Below are 17844 nucleotides of genomic sequence, written 5' to 3'. Positions count from 1 at the left end.
ACCGACGTTGGAGCCGCGCGCATGACTGACGTGAATGGTTACCCAACGGCGCTCGGCGCGTCGACGCCGACGTCGATCACCCTGCTCGGCCAGGACCTGGCCGACGAGGTGATGGGCAAGGTCGGCTTCGGCGAGCTGGCCTTCTGGCTGGCCACCCAGCGGCGGCCGACGCCGGGCGAGACCCGCGTGTTCGAAGCCGTGCTCGCCGCGCTGGCCGACCACGGGTTCACGCCCACGGCGATCGTGACCCGGCTGACGTACCTGTCCGCGCCTGACTCCGTACAGGGCGCGCTGGCGGCCGGGCTGCTCGGCGGCGGGTCCCGTTTTCTCGGGGTCACCGAGGACAGCGGCCGGTTCCTGCACGACGTGCTGACCTCGCTCGACGGCCCGCCGCCCGACGACGACGCGGGGTGGGACGCCGTCGCCCTGGACGTCGTGTCGGCCCAGCGTACGGCGGCGCGGCGCATCCCCGGCCTCGGCCACCACGTGCACAAGGAGGTCGACCCCCGGACGCCGCGGCTGTTCCAGATCGCCGAAGAGGAGGGGCTCCTCGGGCCGCACCTGTCGCTGTTCGCCGCGATCGGCCGCGTCCATCCGCGAGTGCTGGGTCGTACGCTGCCGCTCAACGGGGCCGGGGTCTGCGGCGCGGCGCTCGCCGACCTGGGCCTGCCGCTGGAGCTGCTGCGCGGGTTCGCGTTGCTGGCCAGGACGGCGGGGCTGATCGGGCAGCTGGCCGAGGAGCTGCGTCACCCGGTGGCCAACGAGATCTTCCTGTCGGTCGACCTGAACCACCGCTCCGTCGTACCCGAGCCACATCCCCCAGGAGGTTCGCATGGCTGAACTGGTCGCGGTGATCGCGTCCACCCACCATCCCTTCTTCTACCGGGCCAGCACCGCCACAGGCGAGGACCGCCCGCCGTTCGCGGACGAGTGGGTACGCAAGGTCGAGGCGTTCCGGGAGACGCTGACCCGGGCCCGCCCGGACGTGCTGGTGATGGTCGGCTCGGACCACTTCCACCAGCTGTGGCTGGACAACATGCCGCAGTTCCTGGTCGGCAAGGCCCCCTTCTACGACGCGAACTTCTACAACGAGGAGCGCGAGTTCGGCCTGCCGAGAATGCTGTTCAAGGGCCAGGAGGACCTGTCGGCGTACGTGCTGCGCGAAGGCATGGACGCCGGCTTCGACCTGGCCTTCTCCAACGAGCTGCGGATCGACCACTCGATCACGTGCCCGATCATCACGCTCCGGCCGCAGAACGACCTGCCGATCGTGCCGATCTACACCAACATCTTCGCGCCGCCGTTACCGCGCCCCTCCAGGTTCGTCCAGCTCGGGCGGACGATCCGGCAACTGGTCGAAGCGTGGCCGGCCGACAAGAGGGTCGCGGTCATCGGCACCGGGCACCTGTCGCTCGAACTCGGCGGGCCCCGCCAGTTCGGCCCGCACGGGCCAGACCCGGAGTTCGACCAGAAAGCGGTCGGCTGGATCGCGTCCGGGGACATCGAGGGCTGCCTGGCCGAGGTCACACTGGACAGCCTGTGGACGCCGGGCAACGCCACCCACGGGTTCATGGACTTCATGCTGATGATGGGCGTCGCGGGCGAGGGCAGGAAGGCCGACTACGTCGACACGTACGACCTGTTCCACACCATGGAGGCCTACTTCACCTGGTATCCCAACGGAGGCGGCTCATGAGCAAGTACCTGCTCGACAAGTTCCTGTTCACCGTCGACCGCGATCCCGAACTCGTCGAGCGCTACCGCGAGGACCCGCGCGGCACGGTGGCGATGTGGGAGACCGACTACGCCAACCGCATCCTCAACTGCCACGACGGCGAGTCCTCCACCTGGCTGCGGTTCGACGACGTCGAGCGCGAGGCGCTGGCCACGCACGACTATCCGGCGCTGTTCGGGCTGGGGGCGCACCCCTTCCTCACGCTCACGCTGTTCATCGCGATGTTCGAGCGGGACCACGAGCCTCTGGGATTCCAGCTTGAGTACGCCCAGCGGCTCGCGCACTTCGCCATGCCCTATCCCGACATCGCCACCTGAGCCGCTGCGATGATCATGAGGCGGTGACCTCGGGCACCGTCTCATACCGCACCCAGTCGGCGCTGATCGCGCCGGCCGTGGTGAGCAGCAGCGGCAGGTATTCCTGGGTCAGCTTCCGTACGGAGGTCTCGGCGGCGTGCACGTTGACGTTGACGGACGCGATGACCTCGCCGAGCCCGTTGCGCAGAGGAGCGGCCACCGACCTGATGCCCAGCGAGAGCTCCTCGTCCGTCAGCGCCCAGCCCTTGGCCCGCACCACCCGCAGCGCCGCGTCGCGCTCCTCCGCGTCCGGCTCCCAGCGCGGCTGGATGCCCGAGCGGCTCGGCTCGGCCAGGACCCGGCTCACCTCGGCGGGCGGCAGCGCGGCGAGCAGCACCTTGCCGAGCGAGGTCTGCAGGGCCGGGAACCGCGTCCCGATCTGCACCCGAAGGGCGACGATCTTCGGCACGGCCACCCGGGCGACGTACACGATGTCCGACCCGTCGAGCTGGGCGATCGAGGAGGATTCGTTGGTCTGCTCGACCAGCCGCTCCATATGCGGCCGGGCGACCTCCCACAGACCCATCGAGCGCACGTACGACATGCCGAGCTCCAGCACGCGCGGGGTGAGCGCGAAGCCGCCCTGCTCGGCCCGCGCGTATCCCAGCTCTTGCAGGGTCAGCAGGATGCGCCGGGCCGTCGGACGGGCCAGCCCGGCCGCGGTGGCCACCTCGGTCAGCGACATGCTCGCCCGTCCCGGCTGGAACACTCTGATGACATCGAGGCCACGGGCCAGCGCCTCGATGAAATCGGGTCCGGTCTCGGCGCGCGCCATGGGAGGTCTTCCTCTGCTCGGTTGTCCGCATGGCGGCGGCGTCCCGGCCGTGGCACCTGCGGCGAATCGCCTGATTATACCAGCGGGCGACCGCCAGTCGGACAGTTGTCCGAGAAGACTGGTTCTAGCCGCCGATCATCCCGAAGACGGCGATGGAGACCGCGTAGCAGAGCGCGATCACGACGGCGCCCACCACGTTCGCGCGGGCGGAGGCCGTCCGGCCGGGTACGAGCCATGCCGCGAAGACCCTGTTCACCAGCGGCATGGCCAGCCACGTCAGGACAGCGACACTCAACACGTTGCTGAGGAACATGGCGAGATATCCGGGCAGGTGCGCCATCGCGAACCCACGGCCCGCCGTCAGGTTGAGGATCATCACCGTGGGATAGAGAACGAGCAGCACGGTCATGGCCTGTTTCCAGCTCGGCGGGGCGCCGTCTCCCGCGTCGCGGCCGAACTGGAACCAGCCGCTGAACGCCGACTGGACCTTCCGCACGTCATAGTCGACGAAGTAGTCGCGACCCTCCGCCAGCAGTTTCGCGCGGCTGTCGGACCCGAGCCATTCGTCCAGATGCTCACGCGTGTCGTAGCGAAGCAGCACCACCCAGCGATCCTGGACACCACTCACGGGCTCGAACTCCTCGGTGCCCATGAAGCCCGTGAACCTCTCCTGCGCTTTTCGGACCTTCTCCTGCCAGCGCGCGAACTCGGCCTCGCGCCCCGGCCGCACATTGTGCGAGATCACCGCCGTGACGGCTTCCCGGACCGCCGGCCCCCCGGCGAGAACCTCCTGCGACGCGGGCTCCTCCAGCATCGGGCGAACCTCGTCGAGCAGTTTCCGCCGCACCTCGGAATCAAGCCACGCGGTCAATTGCCCGATGCTGGAGAAGCGAAATACGACCACCCATGAATTCTGCTCGCCGGCGATCGGCGGATAAAGCTCGGTGCCCTCGAACCCAGGAAAACCGCGGGCTATCTCGGTCGTCTTTTCCTGCCACCGCTCATAATCATTGTCGCGGCCTTGGCGAACTATCGAGGAAATAACCACGGTCGCGCCCTGACTGTCGGGACTGTGGCCACCACCAGGCTTCATAAGGCCGAGTGTAGTGCAGCAGCGCCCGGGTAAGGAGCAGGATGCGGCGATTGACCAGGTCGGCGAAGGGCCGAAACTTCAACCGCCTTTTACGGATCGGAGGGTTCGGAATGGACTCCAAGGATTTCATGGCGGAAGCGGTGCGGCTCGCTATCGAGTCCGTAGAGAACGGTTGGGGCGGCCCTTTCGGTGCGGTCCTCACCAACGACGGAGAAATCATCGCCCGCGGGCAGAATCGCGTCCTTCTCACCGGCGACCCCACCGCCCATGCCGAAGTGGAGACCATCCGCAAGGCCATTCAGATCTTGAATTCCCGGGCCCCCTCCATACCGGAGAGCCAGCAGAACGAATCGACCCTGGAGCTCGTGCCACGCCCTGAGGGATCCCCCGATCTCATGCCGGAGCGGGCCCGGATGCTCATGGGATACACGCTCTACAGCAGTGGCGCCCCCTGCCCGATGTGCATGAGCGCCATCTACTGGTCACGTATCGACAGGGTCTACTTCGCCTTCGACCTGGCGGCGACGAAGAAGATCGGCTTCGACGACGAGTTCCAGTACCAGGACTTCACCCGGCCTCTCGACGAGCGAAGGATCCTGATCCAGCAGGCTCAGCCCGAACTCGGCGCCCAGGCCTGTGCGGCGTGGATGAACAAGCCCGACCGGCACCCGTACTGACCGCCATATCGGCAGGCCGCCCTTCCCGGCGCCTTCTTCCTCCGTCAAGATCGCTATGACGGAGGGGGAGACGGTGGACACAGCGGCGCAGTTACCGGCGCTTCGCGGCCATGGAAGCGCGTGGCAATTCCGCGACCTACGACCTGCTGGCGGATCGGATCGCTGACGACGCGATTTTCCGCGGCCTTCGGGTCAGGCTGACTTCCTGGCGTCGTAGTCCAGCCGGGCCTGCTCGACCTTGTCCAAGTTGACCGACCACTCGGCGAGAGTCTCGAACAGGGGTGCCAGGCTGCGTCCCAGCTCGCTGATCTCGTACTCCACCCGCGGCGGAACCTCGGGGTGGTAGGTCCGCACCACGAGTCCGTCGCGCTCCAGTTGCCGCAGTCGTTCGGTCAGCACCTTGGGGGTGATGGTCGTGATGCGGCGTTGCAGCTCCACGAACCGATGCCGCCCGAATTCGTTGAGCACCCACAGGATCGGCGTGGTCCAGCGGCTGAAGACGATGTCGACCACCGGGGTGATCGGGCACGCCTGCTCCGGAGGGACGTCGGCAGGAGGCGGCCAAGGTGTGCTGTTGGTCACAATGAGCCTTCCTCGCCAATACTTTCCTCTAGGTACCTACTATCACAGCGCTAGTAGCTTCCATCGAGTCCACAGAGGACATCGATCAACGGGAGTGAACATGATTGTGGTGACTGGGGCTACGGGCAACGTCGGGCAGCCGCTCGTGCGGGCGCTCGTCGCGTATGGCGAGCAGGTGACGGCGGTCTCACGTGGGATCTCAGAGCTGGACATGCCGGAGGGGGTACGGCATCAGCGAGCCGACCTGGCCGAACCGGAGAGCCTCAAGCCCGCCCTGCATGGAGCCGAAGCGCTGTTCCTGCTGACCTCCCCCGACTTCATGGCGAACGGTGATCTCAGTGACGTCATGAACGTCGTACGAGCGGCCGACGTCCCACGGGTCGTGTTGCTGTCCTCCCACGGCGTGGGCACCCAACGCCACCCATCGCACCTGGAAGACGCCGTCAAGCAGTCGGGCCTGGAGTGGACGATGCTGCGGCCGGGCAACTTCGCCTCCAACACGGCCCAATGGGCCGGCTCGGTCCGTACGCGACGGGTGGTCACGGCGCCGTTCGGCGACGTCGCGGTGCCGGCCATCGACCCGGCCGACATCGCCGAGGTCGCTGCCGTCACACTGCGCGGGCCAGGCCACGAGGGCAAGGTCTACACGCTGACCGGACCGGCACCGATCTCACCCCGGCAGCAGGCCGCGGCGATCGGGGCCGCTCTCGGCGAGTCGGTACGGTTCGTTGAGCAGAGCCGCGCGGAAGCGCGGAACCAGATGCTGGAGTACATGCCCGAGCCAGTCGTGGAGGCCACCCTCGGCGCCCTCGGCGCCCCGTCCGCCGCCGAGCAGCGCGTCAGCCCCGACGTCGCGCGGCTCCTCGGGCGCCCGCCCCGCACCTTCGCCGAGTGGGCGGAGCGCAACGTCGCGGCCTTCAAATAGCAGATCCGGGTCGGTGCTCGTCCGGCCGGACTACCGCAGCGGACTTGAGGCGGCTGGCGCATTGACGGGGATTCGCGTGGGATAGACATGGATCACGTCCGGGCGATCCTCCCGGCCGAGAGTGGCGTGTCCGTGGGAGGCAGCAGGTGTTCGAGAGCCGGCGTCCACTGGTCGGCAGAACCGCCGAACTGGCCCACCTGTCGGGTCTCCTGGACGCCCGGAGGCAGTGGGTCTTCGTGTTGCTGACCGGTGAGCCGGGCATCGGCAAGACCCGGATGCTGGGCGCGTTCGCCGACCTCGCGCGCGAACGGGGCATCATGGCCATCGCCGGACGGGCCACCGAGTTCGAGCGCAGCGCGCCGTACGGGATCGTGCAGGACGCGCTCGCCGACGCCCACCAGCATCCTGACCTCGCCGGACACCTCGATGGGCTGCGCGCGCTGCTGTCGCGGGAGAGCGGGACGGGTGACCTGGCCGGTCTGGACCGTCACCGCCGCTTCCGCGAGATGCGTCAGGGCGTGGAGCGAATGGGCGAGTCGAGCACGCTGGTGGTCCTGATGGACGACGTGCAGTGGGCCGACGACGCCTCGGTGGAGGTGATCGACTATCACATCAGACATCCGCCGAACACGAGCGCCGTGATCGTGCTCGCCTGCCGTACCGGCGAGCTGCCCAGGGGGCTGGTCCGCTCGCTGACCTCGGCGAACGTCGTCAACCTGTCGCTCGGCCCGCTGCCGGCCGCTGAGGCCGACACCATGCTGGCCGGGCAGCCGTCCCGTCCGGGAAAGCGGCAACTGTCCCGTCCGGGAAGGCGGCGGCTGTACGAGCGCAGCGGCGGCAACCCGCTGTTCCTGGAGATCCTGGCCACCTTGCCGGACATCCAGGCCGCCGACCTCGCGGAGGTCACCGGTGCTCTCACGGAGGTCACCAGGACCGATGCCCTTGACCGGTTGATCGTGGCCGAACTCGCCGGGCTGGACCCGGACCGGCAGCTGGTGGCTCAGGCGGCGGCCGTCGCCGGTGATGACGTGGATGTGGCGTTCGTGGCGGCCGTGTCCGGGCTGGATCCCCGTACCGTCGAGTCGGCGCTGGACGAACTGGTGCGCCGCAGGGTGCTCGGCACGGCCGGGCGGGCGCTGGTGTTCAGGCATCCGCTGGTTCGCGCGGCCGCCTACCAGCTGGCCGGGCCCTCCTGGAGGAGGGCGGCGCATCGCCGGGCGGCGGAGCACCTGCTCTCGCGGGGTGCCTCGGACGTCCGCCGCGCGGTGCACATGGAGCACGCAATAGGCGTGGGCGACGCGGATGGGGCCGCGCTCCTCGTCTCGGCGGCGGGAGCGGTGTCGGTCAACGCGCCCGCGACGGCGGCGCGATGGTTCCGCGCCGCGCTGGAGGCGTCGCCCGCTGACGCGACGCCGGAGCTGCGGATGTCGCTCGCCGCGGCGCTCGCCGTGTCCGGGCGGTTGGAGGAGGCCCGGGGGCTGCTGGACGAGCTCGTACGGGAAGGCGACGGCAGCAGGGACCGGGCGGTGGGGCTGCTGTCCGCGATGCAACGGTCGCTGGGCCGGCTGGAAGAGGCCAGGGCGCTGCTGACCGGCGAGCTGGCCCGGGTGGACGACTCCGCGGGCAGGCCGCCCCTCCTGGTGGAGCTGGCGGCGATCGACCTCTTGCAGGGCCAGTGGGACTCGGCGGCGGACAACGCCGCCCAGGCCCTGGATCAGTCGAACCAAGCAAGGTCTGGAACATCGGCCTCGGCCGTCACGCTGCTCGCGGTCGCCGAGCTGTACCGCTGCCACTTCCCCGACGGATATCGCCTGCTCGCCCGCGCCAAGACGCTCATGGACGCCCTGACCGACCGCGAGCTGTGCGACGACCTCGGCTTCGTGGCACCTCTGGCGTGGGGCGAGTTCATCGTCGACCACCACGACGACGCGCTGCGGCACCTGGCTCGCGGGTTGCAGGTCGCCCGTGACCACGGCCGCGACAATGTCGTCCCCCTGTTGCACGCGGCGCGGGCCATGGTCCGTTCCGCGCTGGGCGAGATCGAGGCGGCGCTGGCCGACGCCGAGGAGGCGGAGGAGATCGCCCGTCATCTCGGCAGCGCCGAGATGCTCGCGTTCGCGCACGTGGTCAAGTCCCGGCCGCTGCTGTGGCAGGCGGGTCCTGAGGCCGCCGTGCCCCTGGTGGAGGAGGTGCTGCACGGTCCGGGAATGCGCTCGGCGTGGTGGCGGACCATCGCCGACGACGTGGTGTCGGAGGTGCTGATGGCGGTCGGCCGTACGGAGGACTGCCGGTGGTTCCTGGCCGCCCGCGTCGGCGGCGATCCGTCGGGGCTCGGGCCCGGCGCGGCGAGTGTCTTCGCCCGCCGCGCGCGGGCGGAGGCGGCCTGCGGCGACTTGACGGCGGCCGGGCAGTGGTACGAGCGGGCCGTCGCGGTCGTGGCGTCGGGAGCGCCGCCCGCCCGGTCCGCCGACGTCGAGGCGGCCCGCGCGGCGCTGGCGATGGCCGCGGACCGGCCGCACGAGGCGGACGCGTCGGCGCGCGCGGCCGTGGCGTGTCTCGTCACGGCCAGACTGCCCGTCGGCGAAGGCTTCGCCCGGATGCTGCTGGCGGAGGTGAGCGCGGACGCGGGCGACGTCCGCACGGCGCAGGAGCAGCTCGGCCAGGCCAAGGCCCTGTTCACGCGCGTCGGCGCGCCTTGGCCGGCGGCGCAGGCCGGGCGCAGGCAGCGCGGCGCCGCGGCCCATGGGGCGGGCGGGCGGCTGTCGGAGCGCGAACGCGAGATCGTCGAGCTGGTCGGTGAGGGTCTGACGAACCGGCAGATCGGCGAGCGGCTGTACCTGAGCCCGCGCACGGTCGAGACGCACCTGGCGCGGGTCTTCCGCAAGCTCGGCGTCAACACCCGCGCGGCCCTGGTCCGCCGGTCGGCAGGCCAGGCGTGAGGTCACCTGGACATGGTGGATCGGCGGGCCCGGCCGTGGGATCCGTTGAACGACGTACCCTCTGGCAGGGCGGCATCCGTGAAACGACGGACCTTCCTGATTACGGGTCGGTGGCTCTTCGCCGGTGAATGGCCACGTGGTGAGAATTCGGACGGATCATCCGAGCACCACGAACGGAAAGGCCTCCATGGGCACCCCCAGAAGACTGATCACCGCGTTACTCACCGCCCTCATCGCCTTGACCGGCTTCGTCGTCGCCTCACCGCCAGCCAGCGCCGACAGACTGGTCGCCGAGGCGTCGCTTCACTCCTGGCACGCCAACAACCAGAACAAGACCATCGACACCACGGTCAAGGTCTACGCCAGCGGCAACGTCTACGGGGTCTCGACGGTCGAGTCGGGCGTCTACCTCACTGGCGTCCGGCTGTGCGCCAAGGCCCTGCTCCTCAACATCGACGGCATGGTCATCGGCGAGGTCGGCGGCGACTGCTGGGGTGTCAACGGCACCGCCTTGGGCTACTCCAAGCGTACGGAGAACTGGTCCGGGCAGGTCGCACCGGACATCGCCGAGCAGACGTACGCGGTGTCGATCGTGCACTGGAACAACGGCATCGACTGGGGTCAGGTCCTCGGCTTCGCCAAGTTCATCTGGACCGTGTACAAGACGCTCAGCACCGACGGCTCCGACGCCTCGGCCAACACCGTGGTCCTGCCCAACTACCAGCCCATCCAGTTCGCCGGCAACAACGGCAGCAGCGGTGGAGGTGGCGGCGGCAGCCCGCACAACCCCAAGCCGAACGATCCCTGACCGGAACCCCGGGGTGGCGCGACGACACGCTCGCGCCACCCCTCCGGGCGTCACGTCGCGCGATCACCCGTCCAGGTAGCCCCGGATCGCCGCGTCACGCTACCGCGAGGTGGCCGCCGTCCATGGCCGGAGCTTCTCGGGGTTGCGTACCGCCCAGATGCGCTTGATCCGGCCGTCTTCGACGTCGAACGCGGCCACCGTCACGGCGACGTCGTTCTGCTGAGCCACCAGACCCGGCTGACCGTTGACCGTACGCTCCAGGATGGTCAGGTCGGGTGCCTTGCCGGCGAGGGCGAGGATGTAGCGGGCGATCCGCTCGCTGCCTTCGATCGGGTGGAGTCCGGCGCTGACCAGGCCGCCGCCGTCGATGATCGCCGTGGCGTCGGGGTCGAGAAGACCGATGAGGGCGTCGATGTCCTTGGCTTCCCATGCCTGCTTGAAGTCCCTGACGATGCCGGACTGCCGCGCCGCCGGAGTTGCCGGCGCCTGCGTGGCACCGAGACGGCGGCGGGCCGAGGAGGCCAGCTGGCGACAGGCCCCCGGCGTACGGCCGACGATCTCGGCCACCTCGGCGAAGGAGAAGCGGAAGACGTCATGCAGGACGAGCGCGACGCGCTCGGCGGGGGTCATCGAATCGAGCACGACGAGAAAGGCCATGGTGATCGACTCGTCGAGGGTGACGCGGTCCACCGGGTCGACCGGCCGCCCGGTGATCCACTCCGTGGGGTCGGGCAGCGGCTCGGGGATCCATTCGCCGACGTAGCTCTCGCGCCGGGTCCGTGCCGAGCCGAGCAGGTCCAGGCAGATGCGACTGGCGACCGTGGTCAGCCAGGCGCCGGGGACTTCGATGGCGTCCTGCTGCTGCCGGGTCATGGCGTACCAGCGGGCGTAGGTCTCCTGTACGACATCCTCCGCGTCGGCCAGGGAGCCGAGGAGACGATAGGCGAGGTTGATCAGCTGACGCCGCTCACTCATGATCGCGCTCAGGCCCGGATCGGATGGGGTGGTCATGGTGTCGATGGCTCCCTTGCTCGCGGCTGCCCTCACCCGTTCGACGAGACAGCCCACGGGACTGTGAGGTCGGCGCGTCGCCTGACATTTTCCGCGGTTGTTTCGTCGGACTGCTGGGACCCGGATCGCAGTGATCAACGATGCACGGGCCGGCTTCCTCGACGGAAGTTCTCGCAGCTGACAACCACAAAGGAAAGCTTATGTTCGCCGCTTATGTCGCGGTCACCATCTTCGCCGCGCTCCTGTTCGGCAGCGCCGCCGTCGTCTACCTGATCGGCCACGAATTTCCCAAGGCCCAGGCGGACATGAAGCGCCTGCCACGGTCGTGGGTACCGGTCCTGGGCATGATGCTGGCGGCGGGCTCTTTGGGGCTGCTGGGCGGGTTCGCCGTGCCGATGCTGGGGACACTCGCCGCCTACAGCCTCGTGCTGTACTTCGTCGGCGCGCTCCTCGCACACCTGCGGGTGGGTTCCCGCAAGCTCGTGAACTGGGGCGGATTCTTCCTCACCGCGGTGGCCGCACTGGCCGTGAACCTGGCCTACCACTGGTCGTGACCCGTAGAGATCGAGAAGGGAAACCTCGCCATGTCCACACCCACCACGACCGAGCAGTCACGCCTGCCCGACCCCGCCCAGTTCTTCCCCGAGCTCGGCCAGATCGCCGGAGCCATGCTCAAGGCCACCCTGAACGGCGCGATTCCGCAGACCACCGTCAACCTGCTGCAACTCCGCGCCGGTCAGATCGTCGGCAGCACCTACCACACCGTCCGGCAGACCGGCCTGCTCCGCAAGGCCGGGGAAACGGAGGAGCGCATCACGGCGGTGGCGTCGTGGCAGGACGCCCCCTACTTCACCGACGCCGAACGGGTCGCGCTGGAGCTCGTGGAGGCCGCCCTCACCCCGAACCCGTCCGGGGAGCGCGTCCCCGATGAGCTGTACGCCAAGGCGTCCGCCCACTACGACGACAAGGCGCTCTGGACGCTCACCCTGGCGATCAGCCAGATCTTCTTCTTCATCCCCGTCGCCCTCATCGGCAAGCCGATCCCCGGTAAGCCCCCTGGGAAGAACTACACCGGGTGATGAAGGCGAAGCGTGGCCGTCGCGCCGCCGTCCGGGGCGTTGGCGAAGGCGAGATCGGCGCCGATCACCCGTGCCTGTCCGGCGGCGATGGCCAGGCCCAGACCATGGCCATGGCCACGCTCGGCCCCGCCCGTACGGAACCGCTGGGGTCCCTCCGCCAGCAACCCGTCCGGGAATCCGGGGCCGTGGTCGCGTACGACGATCGTCGTGTCGTTCACGGCGACCTCGACCGGAGCGCGCCCGTGGCGGTGGGCGTTGATGACCAGGTTCGTGATGATCCGGTCAATGCGCCGCGGATCGGTGTCGACCACCGGCTCACCGGTCACCGTCAGCCGGACCGCGAGCTTCGTCCGGGCCACGCACTCCTCGACGACCCGGCCCAGCGGCACCGGACGGCGGTCGGCCCACTCCGCGCCCGCGTCCAGCCGGGAGATCTCCAGCAGGTCCTCCACCAGCGCCCGCAGCACCCGCACCCGGTCACGTACCAGGTCGGTGGCCTCGCTCTCCGGGAGCAGTTCGGCCGAGACGACCAGTCCCATCAGCGGGGTACGCAGCTCGTGGGCCACATCGGCGGTGAAGCGCTGCTCGCTCAACAGCCGGTCCCGCAGGCTGTCGGCCATCGAATCGATGGTGGCCGAGATGTCGGTGATCTCGTCGCCGCCCCGGCCGCCCATCCTGCTCCTGGCCTCTAGGTCGCCGTCCGCGATCCGCCGCGCGGTGCGGGCCACCCGCCTCAGCCGCCGGTTGGACGTCTCGGCGGCCAGCACGGCCAGAGGTACGACGACCGCGAGCGCGACCAGCGACGCTTTCAGGATGTTCCGGTCCAGGGCCCATAGACCGCGTATCTCCGAGCCCATGTCGATCTGCACGGCGAGCACCTGGCCGTCGATCAGCTGCGCCGCCCACATCCAGGGGATGTCCGGTCGGCGGTCGTCGTACCAGGTGCTGAACTCGCCTGTGCTCCTGGCCTGTTGGAGCAGCGCGGGCGGGACCTGAGTGGGCTGCGGCGCCTCGCCCGTACGCCGGTAGGCGTCCACCTCGGCCAGCAGCGCGCTGAAAGCCCTGTCCCTGCCCAGGCTCATGGACCGGTCGAAGGCACTCCGGTGGACCAGCACCCCGACGGCCAGCGCGACCGCGCAGGACGTCACGGCCACCAGCGCGGCGATCTTCCAGCGTAGTGACCGCCAGTTCAGTAGTCCGCGTGCGGCCTTTCCCACGTCAGCGCCGCAGCTTGTAACCGAAGCCGCGGACCGTCTCGATCCGGTCGGCGCCGATCTTCTTACGCAGCCGCTGCACGCACAGGTCGACGACGCGGCTGTCCCCGTCCCAGCCGTAGTCCCAGACGTTGCGCAGCAGTGTCTGCCGGTCCAGCACGATCCCCGGATTCGCGGCGAACTCCAGCAGCAGCCGCAACTCGGTGGGAGCCAGCTCGACCGGCTCCCCGGCGCGGCGCACTTCCAGCCCCTGCGGATCAATGGTCAGGTCCCCGAAGACCAGGCCAGTGGCCTCCTGGAGGTGTTCCGGACCCGGAGCGAAGGAGGCCCGGCGCAGCAGGGAACGGATCCTGGCCACCAGCACGGAGGTGTCGACCGGCTTGACCACGTAGTCGTCGGCCCCCGCCTCCAGCCCCGACACCACGTCGAGAGCGTCACCCCGCGCGGACATCATCAGGATCGGCACCAGGCTCCACTCCCTGACCTGCCGGCACAACCCGATGCCGTCCAGTCCTGGCAGCATCACGTCCAGCAGCAGCACGTCGTGCCGCTGCTCCCTGAACAGTTCGAGGCCGGTCAGACCGTCGCCCGCCGTGCCCACGCGATAGCCGTAGCGCTCCAGCACCATCCCGACGGTCTTGCGGATCACCTCGTCGTCCTCGACGAGCAGCACGGTCACCGGAGCCGACACCGAAAGCGACATTTCTCCCCAAAGGCCTGAGGTAACAGACGATACAAGCCGCCGACATCCGCGACGCCTCAGCCGTGTATCAGCCACGAATCAACCTTCATACGGAGGAGGGGTATAGTCCGCACTCTACAACCCGTACATGGATGTACGAGATAGCGGGGAATGCGGATGCCATCCATACAAGTGCGGCTCTCGGTGAACGGCCGCGAGCACGAGCTGGAGCTGGACACCCGGGTCAGCCTGCTCGACTGCCTGCGCGAGCACCTCGGCCTGACCGGTACCAAGAAGGGCTGCGACCAAGGGGCCTGCGGCGCCTGCACGGTGCTGCTGGACGGTGAGCGGGTCAACTCCTGCCTCGTGCTCGCCGCGCAATGCGCGGACGCGGCGATCACGACCATCGAGGGGCTGGCCTCGTCGGAGGTCGGCCGGGCGATGCAGGAGGCGTTCGTCCGCAACGACGGCCTGCAGTGCGGCTACTGCACCCCGGGCCAGGTCTGCTCGGCCGTGGCCATGCTCACCGAGTACGAGGCCGGGGTGCCGAGCGCCGTGGGCGAGGCCGGGGTGCCCAGTGCCGTAGGTGGCGCCGGTCTGACGGACGCCGAGATCAGGGAACGGCTGGCGGGCAACCTGTGCCGGTGCGGCGCGTACAACGGGATCCTCGCGGCGGTGCGGGAGGTCGTCCGGTGAACCCGTTCTCCTACGTACCGGCCACCGACACCTCCTCAGCCGTCGCCCGCGCCGCAGAAGGGGCGAAATACCTGGCAGGCGGCACCAATCTCGTCGACCTGATGCGCCAGGGCATCGAGACGCCGCACGAGCTCGTGGACATCACCCGGCTGCCGCTGGCCGACATCGAGGAGCACGCGGGCGGCCTGCGGATCGGGGCCCTGACCCGCAACACGCGGGTGGCCACCGACGAGCGGATCCGCGATCGCTACCCGGTGCTCGCCCAGGCCATCCTGAACGGCGCCTCCCCTCAGCTGCGCAACCGCGCCACCGTGGGCGGCAACCTGATGCAGCGCACCCGCTGCGGCTACTTCTACGACCGGCACTCGGCCTGCGGCAAACGTGATCCGGGCGCCGGCTGTGATGCCCTCGACGGGTTCAACCGCACGCACGCCATCCTCGGCACGAGCGAGAGCTGCGTCGCCGTACATCCGTCGGACATGTGCGTGGCCCTGGCCGCCCTGGATGCCGTGGTCAACATCGCGGGCCGCGACCCCGTACCGCTGGTGGACTTCCACCGCCTGCCCGGAGACACGCCGCACCTGGAGACGGCGCTCGCGCCGGGGGAGCTGGTGACCTCCATCGACCTGCCGCCTGCCCAGCTGGGCCGCTCGGTGTATCTCAAGGTGCGCGATCGGGCCAGTTACGCCTTTGCGCTGGTCAGCGTGGCCGCCGTCGTCCGTATGGAAGCGGGCCGCGCCACCGGCGTACGCATCGCGCTGGGCGGGGTCGCCGCCAAACCGTGGCGCGCGTACGAAGCCGAACGGCTCCTGACCGGCACCACTCTCGACGACGAGCTCATCCACCAGGCGGCCGAACAGGCGCTGGCCGGCGCCCGCCCACGCGCGCACAACGCGTTCAAGGCCGAGCTGGCCCGGCGCCTGATCCGGCGAGCATTGCAAGGAGTCAGGTCATGAATCTCGCCGCCCGCGGCTTCACCCTCGCCAGCAAGGCACTGACCAGGCTGGCCAGACTCCTGCCCGACGGCAGGCCCGATCCCCTGGCCCACCGCCGCGCCGAGCTCGGCAGGCCCGCCGACCGGCTGGACGGCCGCGCCAAGGTCACCGGCGCCATCCGTTACACGGCCGAGCGGCGACTTCCCGGCCTCGCCTACGCGGTCGTGGTGGGCAGCACCATCGCCAGGGGCCGGGTCACCGCCGTCCACGTTCCGCGGGCGCCCGGTGTGCTGCTCGTGATGACCCACGACAACGCGCCCGCGATGAAGCGCACCCCCGCGTACGCCACCATGAAGGGCCCGCTCGGCGCCGCCGCGATGAGCCTGCCGGTGCTCAACACCGACGAGATCTTCTGGTACGGCCAGCCCATCGCGGTCGTCGTGGCCGAGTCCCTGGAACAGGCCCGTTACGCGGCGTCGCTGATCCACGCCGACTACGAGCCGTGGCCCGCCAGGCTGTCGATGGCCGACGGGAAACCGTACACGCCCGCCCACGCCGTGCTGGAGGAGCCCGTGACCAGGCGCGGCGATGTCCGCACGGCGCTCGGCGCGGCGGCGGCCACGGTCGAGGCCGAGTACACCACGCCGCTCGAACACCACAACGCCATGGAACCGCACGCCACCGTGGCCGACTGGGAGGGCGACCGCCTCACCGTCTACGACACCGCGCAGTACCCCTATGGCGTCAAGGAGATGCTGGCCAAGAAGTTCTCACTCGCCGAGGAGAACGTCCGCGTGCTGGCGCCGTTCATCGGCGGCGGCTTCGGCGGCAAGACGCCGGCCTGGCCGCACGTCTGGCTCACGGTGGCGGCGGCCAAACTCTCCGGCCGTCCCGTCAAGCTCGTGCTCTCGCGGGCCGACGTGTTCGCCATGACCGGCGGCCGGGCCCCGACCCGCAGCCGCGTCGCGCTCGGCGCCGACGCCACGGGGCGGCTCACCGCGCTCGAACACGACGCCCTGGCCCCGTGCACGAGCGACGAGTTCGCCGAGGCCGCCGTCGTCGCCTCCCGCCATCTGTACGCCTGCCCCAACGTCCATGTCGTCCAGCAGGTGGTCCGCCTGGACCGCATCCAGAACGCCTTCTTCCGTGGCCCAGGCGTCGCCCCCGGATCCTTCGCGCTGGAATCCGCCATGGACGAGCTGGCCTGGCGGCTCGGCCTCGACCCTCTTGAGCTGCGCCTGCGCAACGAACCGGAGCGGGACCCGATGAGCGGAATCAGCTTCACCAGCCGCCACCTGCGCGAGGCGTACGCCCTGGGCGCCGAGGCGTTCGGCTGGTCCCGGCGCCCGCCCGCGCCCCGCGCGACGCGGGACGGCCGCTGGCTCATCGGGTATGGGATGGCCGCGGCGATCAACCCCGACGCCGTGCTCATCGCCGGAGTCAAGCTGCGCCTGTCCGCCGACGGCACCGTCACCATCCGCAGCAGCACCAACGAACTGGGCGCCGGCACCTCGACCGCGCAGAGCCAGGCCACGGCCGACCGTCTTGGGCTGCCTCTCGACCGGATCCGCTTCGAGCAGGGCGATTCCAACGTGGCCAGGACCCGCATCCCCGGTGCCTCGGCCGCGACCACGACGCTCGCCTCGGCCGTCTGGTCCGCCCGCGACAACCTCGTCCGCGAGCTGCTGAAGCTGGTGCGCGACACCGACTCACCGCTGGCTGGACGGTCGTTCGAGGAGGTGGAGACCCGCGACGGTGGCCTGTTCGGGCCCCGTGGGGGTGAGAGCTATGAGCGCATTCTGGCCAGGGCCGAGACGGAGGCCGTGGAGGTGGCGGGGAAGTCGGCGCTGCCGTACCAGACCGTCAAGCGGGGCACCTACTCCTACGGCGCGCACTTCTGCGAGGTGCGGGTCGACGAGGAGACCGGCGAGGCGCGCGTCACGCGCTGGGTCGGCGCGTTCGACGGCGGCAGGATCGTCAACCCCAAGCAGGCCACCAGTCAGATGCGCGGCGGCATCATCATGGGCATCGGCATGGCACTGACCGAGGAGACACTGCTCGACGAGCGCACCGGCCTCATCGTCAACCGCGGCCTGGCCGAGTACCACGTGCCCACGCACGCCGACGTGCCCGACATCGACATCCACTTCGTCGACCAGCCCGACCCGCAGACCCCGCTGGGTGCCAAGGGCATCGGCGAGCTCGGCATCGTGGGCGTGGCCGCCGCCATCGCGAACGCCGTCTATCACGCGACCGGCGAACGCGTCCGCTCCCTCCCCATCACTCCGGACAAACTCATGTAGCCGGATTGGAATACGGTAGGGGGGTATAGTACGT

18 protein-coding genes are annotated in these 17844 nt (G+C 69.7%); 12 read left to right on the top strand and 6 right to left on the bottom strand.

Annotation, left to right across the window (positions count from 1 at the left end; translation table 11 throughout):
• Positions 1-21: 21 nt before the first annotated feature.
• The 3 genes from ACIBO2_RS18055 to ACIBO2_RS18045 are packed head-to-tail and all read left to right on the top strand — an operon-like array spanning position 22 to position 2052.
• Positions 22-840: a citryl-CoA lyase gene (locus ACIBO2_RS18055; protein WP_358533900.1), complete on the top strand. Its 819-nt coding sequence runs from the start codon at positions 22-24 to the stop codon at positions 838-840.
• Complete coding sequence (locus tag ACIBO2_RS18050) at positions 833-1696, top strand: extradiol ring-cleavage dioxygenase (protein ID WP_358533898.1); 864 nt, start codon at positions 833-835, stop codon at positions 1694-1696. Before ACIBO2_RS18055 ends, ACIBO2_RS18050 begins: the two co-directional genes overlap by 8 nt.
• A complete protein-coding gene (locus ACIBO2_RS18045) occupies positions 1693-2052 on the top strand; it encodes a hypothetical protein (protein ID WP_357938508.1) in 360 nt (119 codons plus the stop codon). Before ACIBO2_RS18050 ends, ACIBO2_RS18045 begins: the two co-directional genes overlap by 4 nt.
• 13 nt (positions 2053-2065) lie before the next feature.
• Here the strand turns inward: ACIBO2_RS18045 and ACIBO2_RS18040 are convergent, their stop codons facing one another.
• Complete coding sequence (locus ACIBO2_RS18040) at positions 2066-2866, bottom strand: IclR family transcriptional regulator C-terminal domain-containing protein (RefSeq protein WP_358533895.1); 801 nt, start codon at positions 2864-2866, stop codon at positions 2066-2068.
• A 124-nt stretch (positions 2867-2990) separates the two neighbouring features.
• Positions 2991-3959 carry an antibiotic biosynthesis monooxygenase gene (locus tag ACIBO2_RS18035; protein ID WP_358533892.1) on the bottom strand — a complete coding sequence of 323 codons (969 nt, stop codon included), beginning with the start codon at positions 3957-3959 and terminating at the stop codon, positions 2991-2993.
• 41 nt (positions 3960-4000) lie between these two features.
• On the opposite strand from ACIBO2_RS18035, the gene ACIBO2_RS18030 reads away from it, so the two are divergent.
• The gene (locus tag ACIBO2_RS18030) at positions 4001-4636 is read left to right on the top strand and encodes a nucleoside deaminase (protein WP_358533890.1); all 636 of its coding nucleotides are present in this window, start codon (positions 4001-4003) and stop codon (positions 4634-4636) included.
• 192 nt (positions 4637-4828) lie between these two features.
• Here ACIBO2_RS18030 and ACIBO2_RS18025 read toward each other — a convergent pair whose 3' ends face one another.
• A complete protein-coding gene (locus ACIBO2_RS18025; RefSeq protein WP_358533887.1) occupies positions 4829-5218 on the bottom strand; it encodes a helix-turn-helix domain-containing protein in 390 nt (129 codons plus the stop codon).
• 100 nt (positions 5219-5318) lie between these two features.
• On the opposite strand from ACIBO2_RS18025, the gene ACIBO2_RS18020 reads away from it, so the two are divergent.
• The 3 genes from ACIBO2_RS18020 (at position 5319) to ACIBO2_RS18010 (ending at position 9890) form a co-directional block, all read left to right on the top strand.
• Positions 5319-6143: an NAD(P)H-binding protein gene (locus tag ACIBO2_RS18020; RefSeq protein ID WP_358533884.1), complete on the top strand. Its 825-nt coding sequence runs from the start codon at positions 5319-5321 to the stop codon at positions 6141-6143.
• Between the two features lie 146 nt (positions 6144-6289).
• Complete coding sequence (locus ACIBO2_RS18015; protein WP_397297961.1) at positions 6290-9082, top strand: ATP-binding protein; 2793 nt, start codon at positions 6290-6292, stop codon at positions 9080-9082.
• 187 nt (positions 9083-9269) lie between these two features.
• Positions 9270-9890, top strand: coding sequence for a hypothetical protein (locus tag ACIBO2_RS18010; protein ID WP_358533880.1), 621 nt, complete (start codon positions 9270-9272; stop codon positions 9888-9890).
• Positions 9891-9989: 99 nt separating this feature from the next.
• On the opposite strand, the gene sigJ is transcribed toward ACIBO2_RS18010, so the two are convergent.
• Positions 9990-10901 (bottom strand): RNA polymerase sigma factor SigJ, encoded by a 912-nt coding sequence (sigJ, locus tag ACIBO2_RS18005; protein ID WP_397297958.1) that lies wholly within the window; start codon positions 10899-10901, stop codon positions 9990-9992.
• A gap of 200 nt (positions 10902-11101) precedes the next feature.
• Here sigJ and ACIBO2_RS18000 point away from each other — a divergent pair, with 200 nt between their 5' ends.
• Both ACIBO2_RS18000 and ACIBO2_RS17995 read left to right on the top strand, forming a co-directional pair.
• The gene (locus ACIBO2_RS18000) at positions 11102-11455 is read left to right on the top strand and encodes a DoxX family protein (RefSeq protein WP_358533875.1); all 354 of its coding nucleotides are present in this window, start codon (positions 11102-11104) and stop codon (positions 11453-11455) included.
• A gap of 30 nt (positions 11456-11485) precedes the next feature.
• Entirely contained in the window at positions 11486-11980 is a 495-nt protein-coding gene (locus ACIBO2_RS17995) for a carboxymuconolactone decarboxylase family protein (protein ID WP_397297956.1), read from the top strand.
• Here the strand turns inward: ACIBO2_RS17995 and ACIBO2_RS17990 are convergent.
• A complete protein-coding gene (locus ACIBO2_RS17990; protein WP_397297954.1) occupies positions 11968-13197 on the bottom strand; it encodes an ATP-binding protein in 1230 nt (409 codons plus the stop codon). The two genes, ACIBO2_RS17995 and ACIBO2_RS17990, sit on opposite strands and share 13 nt — an antisense overlap.
• Position 13198: 1 nt before the next feature.
• Positions 13199-13897, bottom strand: a complete 699-nt coding sequence (gene cseB, locus ACIBO2_RS17985) for a two-component system response regulator CseB (protein ID WP_358533866.1) — start codon at positions 13895-13897, stop codon at positions 13199-13201.
• Positions 13898-14053: 156 nt separating this feature from the next.
• On the opposite strand from cseB, the gene ACIBO2_RS17980 reads away from it, so the two are divergent.
• Genes ACIBO2_RS17980 through ACIBO2_RS17970 form a run of 3 tightly spaced genes read left to right on the top strand, consistent with a single transcriptional unit; the run spans position 14054 to position 17810 of the window.
• On the top strand, positions 14054-14572 hold the full coding sequence (locus ACIBO2_RS17980; protein WP_397297952.1) for a (2Fe-2S)-binding protein: 519 nt from the start codon (positions 14054-14056) through the stop codon (positions 14570-14572).
• Positions 14569-15528 carry a xanthine dehydrogenase family protein subunit M gene (locus tag ACIBO2_RS17975; RefSeq protein ID WP_358533861.1) on the top strand — a complete coding sequence of 320 codons (960 nt, stop codon included), beginning with the start codon at positions 14569-14571 and terminating at the stop codon, positions 15526-15528. Before ACIBO2_RS17980 ends, ACIBO2_RS17975 begins: the two co-directional genes overlap by 4 nt.
• On the top strand, positions 15525-17810 hold the full coding sequence (locus tag ACIBO2_RS17970) for a xanthine dehydrogenase family protein molybdopterin-binding subunit (RefSeq protein WP_397297950.1): 2286 nt from the start codon (positions 15525-15527) through the stop codon (positions 17808-17810). The genes ACIBO2_RS17975 and ACIBO2_RS17970 overlap by 4 nt, the downstream gene beginning before the upstream one ends.
• The last annotated feature ends 34 nt before the right edge of the window (positions 17811-17844 follow it).

Source organism: Nonomuraea sp. NPDC050022 (assembly GCF_044460705.1).
Classification (GTDB): Bacteria; Actinomycetota; Actinomycetes; order Streptosporangiales; family Streptosporangiaceae; genus Nonomuraea.
The sequence above is the reverse complement of the archived record's forward strand: the minus strand, read 5'-3'. Positions and strand labels throughout refer to the sequence as shown.